We start from the raw sequence: 12,472 nt of genomic DNA, 5'->3' as shown, positions 1-12,472 counted from the left end.
CACGTGAGCGACCAACAGGACCTCGGCTGGCTGCTGGACAGCTTCGCCGCGCGCGCGACCGAGGTCAGCCATGCGATCGCCATCTCCAGCGACGGCCTGATGGTGGCCTCCACCCGGGACCTGCCCCCGGATCGGGCCGACCAGTTGGCCGCGACCGGCAGTGGGCTGGTCAGCCTGTTACGCGGGGCGGCCGCCTTCTTCGACGCCGGCGCGGTGATCTCCAACGTCACGCAGCTCGAGGGCGGGTTCATGTTCTCGATGGCCTTCAACGACGGTGCCTCGCTGCTGGTGCTCGCCGCACCGGAGTGCGACGTGGGCAAGGTCTCCTACGAGATGACCGAGCTGGCCAACCGGATCGGGGACGCCCTCACCCCCGCGGCCCGGGCGGCACTCGCCCGCAGCCGCTGACCACCCCGGCGCCCCCACGCCGGCGACCCACTTCCCCTGGAGAAGACATGCCTCACACCAACCCTCGGCGCAGCCATGCCCTCACCGCCACACTGCTCGCGGTGGTCCTCACCGCCAGCACGGCGTGCGGCGACGACGCGCCGGGCACGAGCGCCAGCGGCTCGATAAAGATCGGCCTGCTCGCGTCCCTGTCCGGGACGTACCAGGCGGTCGGTACGGAGATCCGCGACGGCTTCCAGCTCTACCTGGACACCCACGACGGCAAGCTCGGCGGTCGAAAGGTCGACCTCGTCGTCGCTGACGAGGGCAACGGCGCCCAGACCGCGGTGCCGGCGGCCACCAAACTGCTCAAACAGGACCGGGTGGCCGCGCTCACCGGCATCGTCGGTGGCGGATCGGTCGCCGGGGTCACCCCGCTGCTCGACGAGACCAAGGTGCCGCTCGTCGGTTCCAACGGGCGACCGGAACTCAAGGACGTCTCCCGGGTCTGGCACACCTCGTACCTCTCCGACGAGCCCGGGGCGGCGATCGCCCAACACGTCCGCGACAACGTGCAGGGCTCGGTGTACGCGATCGGCCCGGACTACCAGGGCGGCTGGGACGAACTGCGGGGGTTCACCGACGCGTTCGGCAAGATCGGCGGGAAACTCGCGAACACCGACGGCAAGACCACCTTCACCCCGTTCCCGACCACCACCAACTTCACTCCGTACTTCGCCCGCATCAAGGCTTCGGGCGCGGCGGCCGTCTACACCTTCTACGCCGGCAGCGCCGCCGTCGACTTCGTCAAGCAGTACGCGCAGTCCGAGATCAAGGACGTCCCGTTGTACGCGGCCGGGTTCCTCACCGAGGGCGGCGTGCTCAACGCGCAGGGCGAGGCTGCCCGGGACATCTTCTCGGTGCTCAACTACTCGCCCGACCTGGACAACGCGGAGAACCGCGCCTTCGTGGCGGCGTGGAAGGCCAAGCACGACGGTTCACCGACGACCTATGCGCTCGCCTCGTACGACGCGGCGGCCGTGCTGGACCGGGCGATCGGCGCCGCCGGGAGCAACCCGACTCCGGAGGCCATCAACACGGCCATCGGCCAGCTCGGCCAGATCGCCAGCCCGCGCGGCACCTGGCAGTTCTCCACCTCCACGCACTCCCCGGTGCAGAAGTGGTACCTGCGGCAGGTCCGCCAGGACGGCCGGGCGCTGTCCAACACCGTCGTGGGTGACCTCGCGACCGTCGGCCGGTGACCGTTGTGGCGGCCGGCCTGAACCGGATCGACCCGTACCTGATCCCGGCACTGGACGGGGTCGCCTACGGGCTGCTCGTGTTCGTCGCCGCGTCGGGCCTGGTCTTCTGCTTCGGCGTCGCCAACATCCTCAACCTGGCGCACGGGCTGCTCTACGCGATCGGCGGCTACACCGCCGCGGCGGTGCTCGACGGTGGCTGGGCCAGTCTGGCGTTGGCGCTTGTCGTCGGTGTGCTTGCCGCCGCCGCCGCGGGTGTGCTCCTGGCCGGCCTGCTGACACCCGTCGCCACCGGTAACCACCTGGGTCAGGCGCTGTTGACGTTCGGGGTGGCACTGGCCGGCGGCAGCCTGCTCGTCGCCGGCTTCGGTCCCGACGATCCGCAGGTCCGGGTGCCCGCCGCCCTGGAGGGGTCGGTGGTGGTCGCCGGGCACCGCTACGCCGCGTACCGGTTGGTCTTCATCGTCGTCGCGGCGGTGCTCGCCACCGCGCTCTACCTCGTGGTGCGGCGCACCAGGGCCGGGATGCTGGTCCGCGCGGCCGTCGACGACCCGGAGATGGTCGCCTGTCTGGGCGTGAGTCCCGCGCGGATCCGCGCCGGTGTGCTCGCCGCCGCCGGCGCGCTGGCCGGTGCGGCCGGGGTTCTGGGCGCGCCCATCATCGGCCCCGGCACGGGCACCGCCGACACCGTCCTGCTGCTGTCCCTGGTGGTCGTCGTCCTCGGCGGTCTCGGCTCGATGGGGGGCACCCTGCTGGCGGCGCTCGCGATCGGCGAGATCCAGACGCTGGGAGTGGCGCTCCTGCCGTCCGCCGCGCCGTTCCTGCTGTTCGCCGCCATGGCGGCGGTGCTGGCCGTGCGGGCCCAGGGCCTGGCCGGCACCTGGAGGGCGGCATGAGGGACGAGGTGGTTCGGCGGGCGCGCGGCGCCGTCGCGGCGCTCGTCCTGGCCGGCCTGGTCGTGGCGCCCTGGGCGGTCGACGACTACACCACGGCGATCCTCGCCCGGACGTTGGCGCTGGCCCTGGTCGGGGTGAGCGTGGCCCTGCTCACCGGCGTCGCCGGCATGCCCACCCTGGGCCAGACCGCGCCGTACGCGGCGGGCGCCTACGCCTGCGCCGTGCTCGGCAGCCGGATCTCCGACGTCGGCGTCGTGCAGCTCGCCGTCGCGGCGGCCGCCGGGGCGGTGCTCGCCGCGCTCACCGTGCCCCTCGTCGTGCACGCCCGAGGGGTGATCGTCCTGATGATCACGCTGGCGATCGGTGAACTCGTCGTCACCGTCCTCGGCCGGTGGCGGTCGGTGACCGGTGGCACGGACGGGTTGGCCGGCATCCCCGCCGTCCGCCCGTTCTGGGGTCTCCCGCCGCTCGCCAGCGACCAGGCGCGTTACCTGTACGCCCTGGTCGTCGTGGCCACGCTTGTCGGCGCGGTGCTGGTGCTGCTGCGTACCCGGGCCGGGCTGCTGCTGCGCGCCGGCCGGGACGACGAGACGCGACTGCGGGCCAGCGGCCACCGGGTGCCGCTGTACGTTGCCGGAGCCCATGTCGCCGCCGGGGCGATCGCCGGTGCGGCCGGCTCGCTCCTGGTCGTCGCCCAGCAGTACATCTCCCCCGCCGACTTCGGCTTCGACACGTCCGCGCTGCTGCTGCTCGGTGTCGTCATCGGCGGTACCGCCTCGGTCGGTGGCGCCCTGGTGGGCGCGGCGCTTGTCATCGCCGTGCGGGACTGGTTGTTCGGGGTGCTGCCCGGCCACGCGCCGCTGGTGCTCGGGGTGCTGTTCGTGGCGACTGTCTACCTGCTGCCCGGCGGCGTCAGCCGGGCCCGGGGCAGGTTACGCCCGCCGCGTGCCGCGTCGGCCCGGTCGGACGCGCCACCGGCCCGTGACCGGGCCACGATCCCGGAGCTACGCCGATGACCTGCCTGCTCAGCGCCGAGGACGTCAGCGTGCGGTACGGGTCGCTCGCCGCGCTGGCCGGCGTGGACCTGTGCGTGCACGACGGGCAGCGGCACGCGCTGATCGGCCCGAACGGCGCGGGCAAGACGACACTGCTCAACGTGCTCGGCGGGTCCACGAGACCGCAACGCGGCACGGTGCGCTTCGCGGGACGGGACGTCGGTCGGCTCGGGCCGGCGGCCCGGGCCCGGCGGGGAATCAACCGTATCCACCAACGACCCGCGGTCTTCGCGACGCTCACCGCGACGGAGAACGTCGTGGTGGCCGCGCTGCCGCGGGTCATTCCTCAGCGCCGGTGGTGGCCGGGCGCACGCCGGCGCGACGCGCACCACCGGGCGGGCCCGCTGCTGGAGCAGATGGGTCTCGCCGATGTCGCGGCGGTGCCCGCCGGGCACCTCGCACACGGGCAACGACGCCAGTTGGAGATCGCCATGGCCCTTGCCGGTCGCCCCCGCCTGCTGCTCCTCGACGAACCGGCGGCCGGACTGTCCGCCGTCGAGGTCGGTCGGCTCGTCGAGTTGCTCCAGGCGCTGCCCCGGGCGGTCGCCGTGTTACTTGTCGAACATCGACTGGACCTGGTGTACGCCCTGTCCGACACGGTGACGGTGCTGCGCGACGGTCGGACGTTGGCCGCCGGGACGCCGGACGAGATCCGTTCCTCGCCGCTGGTGCGGCAGGCCTACGCCGACGGGGTGGCCTGATGTTGTCGGTGGATCGGCTGTGCGCCGGCTACGGCGGAGGGATCGTGCTGCACGAGGTCAGCCTGCGGGTGCGTCCGGGCAGCATCCAGGCCGTGGTGGGCCGCAACGGGGCGGGCAAGAGCACGCTCGTGCACACGATCGCCGGGCTGGTGCGAGCCTCCAGCGGTCGCATCGAGATCGGCGGTGTGCACGTGGCCGGCCGGCAACCACACCGCATCGCCCAGTCCGGCGTCGGCCTCGTTCCGCAGGGCCGACGGGTGTTCTCCCGGCTGACAGTGGCCGAGCACCTGCACCTGGCGGCCGCGCCGTGGCGGGCCGCCGCCCCCGGCGGCGAGGGCTGGACGGTGGCCCGCACCCTCGAACTGCTGCCGAGGTTGGCGGCGCGGCTGCGACACCGGGGCTGCGAACTCTCCGGCGGCGAGCAGCAGATGCTGGCGATCGCCCGTGCCCTCCTCGGCCAGCCACGGGTGCTGCTGCTCGACGAACCGTGTGAGGGCCTCTCGCCCGATCTGGCGGCGCGGGTCCGTGAACTCGTCAACGGTCTCGCCGCCGACGGCTTGACCGTGCTGCTCGTGGAGCAGCAACTCCAGCACGCGATCGAGATCGCGGACCGGGTGGCGGTGCTGGAGTACGGCCGGGTGGTCTACGACCGACCGACGGCCGAGGCGCGCGTCGATCCGGCGCCGCTCGCGGCGATGTTGAGCGTCGCCGCCGCCCCGCCACCCCCACCCAACCGAGCGGCCCCTCGGCTCTGGGCCGACACCCCGTAGTCACCCGACCCCACGGAAAGGTAGACACCGATGACAACCGATACGAGCGACGACACGTACACGTTCGACAACGGCGCACCCGACGCCGTCGCCCAGATGCACGCGCTGGAGTCCTTCCTGGATCCGATCACCACGCGTCGCCTGGCCCGCCCGGTGCTGCGACCGGGCGCGACCTGCTGGGAGGTCGGGGCGGGTGGAGGCTCGATGGCCCGGCGGATCGCCCGCGCGACCGGCGACGACGGCCACGTGCTGGCCACCGACATCGATCCCACGCACCTGAGCGCTCAGGGCAACCTGCGCGTACGCCGACACGACGTGCGTACCGAACCGCCGCCCGGAGACGCGTTCGACCTGATCCACGCCCGGCTGGTGCTGTTGCACCTTCCCGATCGACGGCGGGTCCTCCGGACGCTCGCCGGCGCGCTGGCTCCCGGCGGGTGGCTGGTGGTCGAGGAGTTCGACTGCACCGCGCCGCTGCGGGTGCTGACCGCACCATCCGACGACGCCGCGAAGCTCTTCGCGCAGGTCATGGACGCCATGATGGGTGTCCTGGAGGACCACGGCGCCGACCTGGGGTGGGCGCAGGACGTGCACACCGAGATGGCCCTCGCCGGTCTCACCGAGTTGGACACCATCACCCACTCGCAGAGCTGGGCGGGCGGTTCGACCGGGACGTCGCTCTACGAGACGAACTCCCGCCAGTTGGAGCCGGACCTGCTCGCCGCGGGGCTGTCACCCCAGCAACTGAACGCCTTCCGGCGGCTGGTCCGCGATCCCGGGTTCGCCGTCATGTCGTACCACTTCGTCTCCACGCGGGGCCGTCTGCCGAGCTGACCGCAGCCGGTTCACCGCGCGGGGCACGGTCACGCCGTCCGTACCTCTCCCGCCGCAGCACGCCCCCCGCTGCGCTCCGGACAGCTCTACGACGGCGTCGACCGCACCGGCCGGGCTCCCTCCCCAGGGGCCCGGCCGGCCTGCGCCGGGACCGCGTCGCAGAACGGAGCAGCGGGCCGCCTCCGAGGCCAGTCGTGTGCGCTTGATCGACTCGGTTTCCCTGATGTCGGGGTGTCGCGGGCATCTGGACACCGCGTGTCTCGCGGAAGTCGAGTCGATCACCAACTCACCGGGGAAGCGACTCCTGGCCGGCCAGGACAATCAGGTCGTCGGCGCGGGCCGACAGCGGCGCCGTCGCCCCGTCGGGCCACACGAGATACCCCACCGGCGGACCCGACGACCCCCACGTCGCCCCGATGATCGTGGCCGACCCCGCGTCGTCCGGCAGCCTGCGCAGGCGTACCCGGGTGCCCGGCGCATGGCCGTCGTCGGCGACGATGAGCAGCGCGTCGAGGATCTGCCGGGCACCGGCGACGGGCAGCCCCGGCACGTACGGCTCGCCCGCGTACCCGACCCGCGGCGTCATCATCGTGCCCAAGAGCGCGCACTGCCGGATCGCCTCCTGGCGGACCTGCCCGTCCTGGCTGCGCTCGGACCTGGTGAGCGCCGCCTCGATGCCCGACCAGAGGGCCAGTGGCTCCTGGTCGAGCAGCCGGCGGGCCTCGCGGTCGATCTCGGCGCAGGCGGTGTCGAGCGCGGTGTCCTCGCCGAGTTCCGCAATCCAGGCGAGGTCCCCCACCTCGGGCAGCAACCCGGGCGACTCGGCCACGATCACGATGTACAGCATCGCGAGCAGTGCCTCGCGGCCCTCGCCGTGGTAGAGCACGCCCACCCCACTGCCCGTACGCCCACGGCTGGGCGGGAAGCGCTCGGCGAGGTGCTGCGCGCGACCGTGCGGCAGGATCGCGGCCCGCCGGGTGTCCGACACCCGCTCCTCGAACGACCGCCGCTCACGGCGTTCGACGAGCAGTTGGCGATGTGGGTCGAAGCCGATCGGATAGATCGTCCGCCCGTACGTGGCGAGGGTTTCGCCGGGTCGCAGGCCAACCGACTCGAGGTGGCGGGCGGCCACCGAGTAGGCGACACCGGTCTGGGCCGCGTGCTCCCGGATGGCACGCTTGCGGGCACGTCCCGGGGTGGGGGTCCGTCGCGGGTGGTGATCAGACATGACGCCTCCGGTGCAGCCCCACGCACTCCACCGAGCAGGCGGCGTGGCTGGCACGCCGGGAGTCGACACAGCGGCGCGGAGTCGGAGACTCTTGGCCCCAGCATGCGGTCGGGCGTGGGCCACCACATCGGGCACGGGCAGGCGCTCTGCCGTGGTCAGCATAGCGTGCAGGCCGACCAGGAGCGCGCCCGCGCGTCGGGTGTCAGCCGGTGTCGGTGCCGTGTCGGGGCGGTGTCAGCCGACCCGTGCAGGCTGTCGGCATGACAGCTGACCTGGTGATCGAGGCCGAGGGCCTGATCAAGAACTTCGGGAAGACGAGGGCGCTGCAGGGCGTGGACCTCGCCGTGCCCCGGGGGACGGTGCTCGGGGTGCTCGGCCCCAACGGCGCCGGCAAGACCACCGCCGTGCGCATCCTCTCCACCCTGCTGGCCCCGGACGGCGGAACCGCCCGCATCGGCGGTTTCGACGTGGTCCGGGACGCCGAGCGCGTTCGGCAGAGCATCGGCCTCACCGGCCAGTACGCCTCGGTCGACGAGGATCTGACCGGGCGACAGAACCTTGAGCTGTTCGGCACCCTGCTGGAGTTGGGACGCACCGGCTCGCGGAAGCGGGCCGCCGAACTGCTCGAGTGGTTCGACCTGACCGACGCCGCGAACCGTCCGGTCAAGACCTACTCCGGTGGCATGCGGCGACGGCTGGACCTGGCCGCCAGCCTCGTCGGCTCCCCCGACGTGATCTTCCTGGACGAGCCGACGACCGGCCTCGACCCGGCCAAGCGCGAGGACATGTGGGACGTGGTCCGCTCGCTTGTCGGCAACGGCTCGACGGTGCTGCTCACCACGCAGTATCTGGAGGAGGCCGACGCGCTCGCGGACGCGATCACGGTGATCGACCACGGCCGGGTCATCGCGCACGACACGCCCGAAGGGCTCAAGCGGGTGGTCGGCGGGCAGACCCTGGAGGTCCGTCCGGCCGACGTGGCGCAACTGCCCCGCACCGCCGCGATCCTCACCCAGGTCGGCTCCGGCGCGCCCGCCGACGAGATCCGCAAGGGAGTGCTCGCGGTGCCGGTCACCGACGACGCCGCCCTGACCGAGAGCGTGGCGCGGCTCGCCTCCGCCGGCATCGCGGTCACCGAACTCTCCCTGCACCTGCCGAGCCTCGACGAGGTGTTCTTCACCCTCACCGGGCGTACGGCGTCCGAAGACGACACCACCCGCACCACGGAGGTCGCGGCATGAGCACTCTGACCGACGCGGCGCCCACGAGAAGCCGCGCACTCTCCACAACCAGCCCGAACCCACGCCCGTTTCGGCTGGTCCGGCACTCGTTGGCGCTCGCCAGGCGCAGCCTCATCAAGACCTGGCGTACGCCCGAGGCGCTCATCGACGTCACACTGCAACCGGTGCTGTTCCTCATCATCTTCGTGTACGTCTTCGGCGGCGCGGTCGCCGGATCGACCCACGACTACCTGCAGTTCCTGCTGCCCGGCATCCTGGCGCAGACCATCGCCACCGGCGCCATCGCGATCGGCGTCAACCTGAACACCGACATCGCCAAGGGCATCTTCGACCGGTTCCGGTCGTTGCCGATCCCCCGCTCCGCACCACTTGTCGGCGCGGTCCTCGGCGATGTCGTCCGGTACGTGATCGTCACGGTGTCGACCCTCGCGATCGGCTACGTGATGGGCTTCCGGATCGAAACCGACCCGTTCCGGGCGATCGCCGGGTGTCTGCTCGCGGTGTTGTTCGCGCTCTGCCTGAGCTGGCTTCCGGTGCTCGTGTCGATGAAGGTGCGGACCGCGGGTGCGGTGCAGGGTGTGATGTTCGCGCTGATCATGCCGCTGAGCTTCGCGTCGAACGTGTTCGTCGGCGCCGACACCCTGCCCGGCTGGATGCAGGCTTTCGTGGACGTCAACCCGATGACCCACCTGGTGGCGTCGGTACGCGGCCTGTTCCTCGGCACTCCCCTCGGGAACCACGTGTGGTGGACGCTGGCCTGGTGTGCCGGCTTCGTGGTGCTGTTCATGCCGCTGGCGCTGCGCGCGTACCGCAAGAAGATCTGACCTACGCGAGCAGGTCGTCCATCAGCTCGCGGACCCGACTGACGGCCGCGGCGGGCGGCCGCTCGCGCCACACGGCAAGCAACGGCTCACGCTGCTCCTCGTCCCCGAGGATGGCGTTGAGCCGTTCGCCGTTTTCGAAGGGGAAGAACATCTCGATCTGGGTGCCGATCCGCTTCGCGAGTATGGCCAGTTCGCGGGCGGCGTCGACGTCGCCCCGGTACGCCGCGAGCTCCGCGCCGCCCGACGCCCACGCCCCGATCACCGGCAGGTCCCGTGAGGTGAGGGCATCGTCGCGGGCGAGCGACAGCATCGCGGCCGCCTGGACGACGGCGGCGTTGCCGGGCACCCGTCGCGTCTGGGCCACCCGCAGGTAGATGATCGCCGCCGTGGCCCGGAGCATCACGCGCGGCTGGGGCTGCGGCCCGACCCAGCCGGCGAGGATGCGCGTCACCTCGTCGGCGTGGGCGAGCGCCTCCTCGTACCTGTCGCGCTGCCAGGCGAGGTGCGCCAGGCCGAGCTGCGCCTGCGCGGCGTCGATCTGCTCGGCCTGGCCCAGTGCGGCCGTCTCGCCCAGTCGCCGCTCCGCCTCCGCGTCGCCGTTGAGGGCGAGTTGAACGTCCAACCGGACCCGGATCGAGCGCGCGTCCTGCGTGGCGCCGACCAACTCCATGTGCTGAACGCTGCGCGTCAGCCACTCGGCCGACCGGGCGTCCCCGCCCGGGACCAGGAACTGCCCGACGGCACCCGCCGCCATCGCCATGCCCCAGTGGTCGCCGGCGGCCTCGAAGCGGTGGTACGCCTGCTCGGCGTCGCTTATCGACGCTTCCGGCAGGCCGCCGTTCTCCCGTACCGCCGCGCGCGCGAACAGCCCCATCCCCTGCACGTACGGGTCCGGGTGCGCGACCATCTCGGTCGCGCTCTTCAGGCTCTGCTCCACATCGGACGCGTCGAAGCCGGGCAGCGCCGACGCGAGAGCGGTCAGCCGGGACGACACCTCGGCGGGACGTTCGGCCAGGAGCATCCGCAGTGCCCGCCGGGCGAGCACGGCGGGCCGCAGGTCGGCGCTGACGCCGGCGTTGACGCTGATCACCACGCACGTCCAGGCCAGCCGGTCGGCGTTGGGCAGTGGCCGGCCGCTGGCCGTGCCGCGCAGGATCGCCGACCGCAGCCGCCGCTGTGGGTCGTCGATGTGCAGCAGCCCGCGCGCCCAGGCCAGGACCTCAAGGTGCAGGCCGCGTACCGACCAGAGGTGGAACAGCGCGGTGGCGACGTCGACGGCGGCGGGCTCGTCGTCCGTCCCCATCGCGTACCGCAGGCCGGCGACCAGGTTGTCCTGCTCGGCGGCGCAACGGTGCAGCGCCTCGACCTGGCCGGGGCCGATGAAGCGGCCGGCCAGCGCGACGGCCTGCTCCCGCGCCCACCTGACCAGGCCGGCCATCGCCTGGTCCCGGCCGCGGGCGGCGTCCAGCCGGGCCTCGCCGTACTCACGGACCGTTTCGAGCATTCGGTAGCGCGGCGGACCGTCCCCCTCGACAAGCGTCAACAGGGACTGTTCGACGAGTGTCGCCAGGCCGCGGCGGACGTCCGGCACCCGTGCGACGGCGGCGGCGAGGTCCGCGGTGAACGGCGCGGGAATGACAGCGACCCGCTCCAGCAGGTCCCGGTCGTCCTCGGCGAGCAGCTCCCTGCTCCAGTCGACAAGCGCCCACAGGCTCGCGTGTCGCTCGGGCAGGCCGCGCAGGGCGTCGTCGAGCAGCGCGAACCGGTCGCTCAGCCCGGCGAGCACGTCGTCGATCGGCATGTGCCGCAGTCGCGCGGCGGCCAGTTCGAGGGCCAACGGCAGGTTGTCGAGCCGGTGGCACAGCGCGAGCGCCCGCGCGGTGTCCCAGGTCGGCACCGCGCCGCCGGCCCGCGCCCGGGACTCGACAAGCGCCAGGGCGTCGGCGTCCGGCAACGCGGTCAGCCGGTGCACCAGTTCGCCGACCAGGCCCAGTGGGGCGCGGCTCGTCGCGAGCACCGCGACCTCCGGCGAGGCCGCCGCGACGAGGTCCGCGACGACGACGGCTACCGCGTCGAGCACGTGCTCGCAGTTGTCCAGCACCACCAGCCCGTCCAGGTCCGGCGCCACGGCGCGCAGGCGCTCCTCGGGGCTGAGGACCCGTCGCTCCAGGCCCAGGTTGCCGCCGGTCGCCGCGGTGTCCGCACCGCCGAGCGCGGCGAGCACCGTGGGCAGCACCTCGTCGGGCGAGCGCAGGCCGGCGAGTTCGATCACGCGTACCGCCCGCCCGGCCGCTGCCGTGCGCCTCGCCACCTCGGCGGCCAGCCGGGTCTTGCCCGCCCCGCCGGTCGCCACGATCGTCACGACAGGTGTCTCGGCAAGCGCGCCGGTGACGGCCTGCACATCCCGCTCCCGCCCGACGAGGGCGGCCATGGGGCGGCGCCACGCGGCGGGCAGGGCGATCCGCTGCGGCGGCCGGGGCGGTGCCACGGCGGCCGGGGCGGTCAGCTCGCCGCGCAGCAACGCCAGGTGGACCTGGGTGATGACGGGAGACGGGTCGGTGCCGTACCGGTCGGCCAGGTCGGTGCGGAGTCTCTCGACCAGCTCCAGCGCCTCCGCCTCGCGCCCCTGCGCGGCGAGCACCCGGACGAGCAGGGCGGCCGACGGCTCGTCCGGGGGCGTACGCGCGACGAGCCGGCTCAGGTCGACCTCGTCGAACGGGCCCACGCCGGCGAGTGCCGCCTGGGCGCGCAGTGCCGTGACATCCGCGAACAGGCGAGTGTCCTCGCTGGTCAGCAGCTCCGGAACCGCGGGGAACAGGGCGCGCGCCTGGTCGGCCAGGCTGCGGGCGGCGCGGACGTCGCCACTGTGGAACGAGGTCCGGGCCTGATCGACGAGTGCCCGCGCCTCGACCGCGTCGACGGTGATCTCCTCGGCGGGCAGCCGGTATCCGCTCGGCACCGCGACCACGGGCAGCCCGAGGCGACGCACCCGGGAGACGAGTGCCTGGACGGCGCCTGTCGCGTCGTCGGGGGGCGTGCCGTCCCACACGGCGTCCACGAGCAGGCTCGTGGAGACCGCCCGCCCCCGCGCGTCGATGAGCGCGCGGAGCACCGCCGCGAGCCGTTCACCCCGAACGGGGCGGCCGTCGACGGCGAGTGGGCCGAGGGTCGCGATCTGCACGGACCCAGCATCCCCCACGCGTACGAGGACCCGACGACCGCCGGTCCGCCACGCTGGTGACGGCGCTGGGCCGGCTTGACAGGCCGCCATTTAGTT

At 73.1% G+C, this 12,472-nt stretch carries 11 protein-coding genes; 9 read left to right on the top strand and 2 right to left on the bottom strand.

The window, feature by feature from the left end:
- Positions 1 to 3 precede the first annotated feature (3 nt).
- Genes AB0F61_RS30250 through AB0F61_RS30220 form a run of 7 tightly spaced genes read left to right on the top strand, consistent with a single transcriptional unit; the run spans position 4 to position 5,902 of the window.
- On the top strand, positions 4 to 408 hold the full coding sequence (locus tag AB0F61_RS30250; RefSeq protein WP_357239714.1) for a roadblock/LC7 domain-containing protein: 405 nt from the start codon (positions 4 to 6) through the stop codon (positions 406 to 408).
- Positions 409 to 455: 47 nt separating this feature from the next.
- Positions 456 to 1,649, top strand: coding sequence for an ABC transporter substrate-binding protein (locus AB0F61_RS30245; protein ID WP_357816642.1), 1,194 nt, complete (start codon positions 456 to 458; stop codon positions 1,647 to 1,649).
- Positions 1,646 to 2,542 carry a branched-chain amino acid ABC transporter permease gene (locus AB0F61_RS30240; protein WP_357816639.1) on the top strand — a complete coding sequence of 299 codons (897 nt, stop codon included), beginning with the start codon at positions 1,646 to 1,648 and terminating at the stop codon, positions 2,540 to 2,542. The genes AB0F61_RS30245 and AB0F61_RS30240 overlap by 4 nt, the downstream gene beginning before the upstream one ends.
- Entirely contained in the window at positions 2,539 to 3,558 is a 1,020-nt protein-coding gene (locus tag AB0F61_RS30235) for a branched-chain amino acid ABC transporter permease (RefSeq protein WP_357816636.1), read from the top strand. The genes AB0F61_RS30240 and AB0F61_RS30235 overlap by 4 nt, the downstream gene beginning before the upstream one ends.
- Positions 3,555 to 4,298 carry an ABC transporter ATP-binding protein gene (locus AB0F61_RS30230; protein WP_357816632.1) on the top strand — a complete coding sequence of 248 codons (744 nt, stop codon included), beginning with the start codon at positions 3,555 to 3,557 and terminating at the stop codon, positions 4,296 to 4,298. Before AB0F61_RS30235 ends, AB0F61_RS30230 begins: the two co-directional genes overlap by 4 nt.
- Positions 4,298 to 5,068: an ABC transporter ATP-binding protein gene (locus AB0F61_RS30225; RefSeq protein ID WP_357816629.1), complete on the top strand. Its 771-nt coding sequence runs from the start codon at positions 4,298 to 4,300 to the stop codon at positions 5,066 to 5,068. The genes AB0F61_RS30230 and AB0F61_RS30225 overlap by 1 nt, the downstream gene beginning before the upstream one ends.
- A gap of 30 nt (positions 5,069 to 5,098) precedes the next feature.
- Positions 5,099 to 5,902, top strand: coding sequence for a methyltransferase domain-containing protein (locus tag AB0F61_RS30220; protein ID WP_357816626.1), 804 nt, complete (start codon positions 5,099 to 5,101; stop codon positions 5,900 to 5,902).
- Positions 5,903 to 6,188: 286 nt separating this feature from the next.
- Here AB0F61_RS30220 and AB0F61_RS30215 read toward each other — a convergent pair whose 3' ends face one another.
- The gene (locus AB0F61_RS30215) at positions 6,189 to 7,130 is read right to left on the bottom strand and encodes a hypothetical protein (RefSeq protein ID WP_357816623.1); all 942 of its coding nucleotides are present in this window, start codon (positions 7,128 to 7,130) and stop codon (positions 6,189 to 6,191) included.
- Positions 7,131 to 7,390: 260 nt separating this feature from the next.
- Between AB0F61_RS30215 and AB0F61_RS30210 the strand changes: the two genes are divergently transcribed.
- Complete coding sequence (locus AB0F61_RS30210; protein ID WP_357816620.1) at positions 7,391 to 8,371, top strand: ATP-binding cassette domain-containing protein; 981 nt, start codon at positions 7,391 to 7,393, stop codon at positions 8,369 to 8,371.
- Positions 8,368 to 9,195, top strand: a complete 828-nt coding sequence (locus tag AB0F61_RS30205; RefSeq protein ID WP_357816618.1) for an ABC transporter permease — start codon at positions 8,368 to 8,370, stop codon at positions 9,193 to 9,195. Before AB0F61_RS30210 ends, AB0F61_RS30205 begins: the two co-directional genes overlap by 4 nt.
- Before the next feature lies 1 nt (position 9,196).
- On the opposite strand, the gene AB0F61_RS30200 is transcribed toward AB0F61_RS30205, so the two are convergent.
- On the bottom strand, positions 9,197 to 12,376 hold the full coding sequence (locus AB0F61_RS30200) for a BTAD domain-containing putative transcriptional regulator (protein ID WP_357816615.1): 3,180 nt from the start codon (positions 12,374 to 12,376) through the stop codon (positions 9,197 to 9,199).
- Positions 12,377 to 12,472: the final 96 nt, after the last annotated feature.

The organism is Micromonospora sp. NPDC023888, from assembly GCF_040639415.1.
Lineage (GTDB): Bacteria > Actinomycetota > Actinomycetes > Mycobacteriales > Micromonosporaceae > Micromonospora.
Note: the sequence above shows the minus strand (reverse complement) of the source record. Positions and strands in the feature narration are given on the sequence as shown.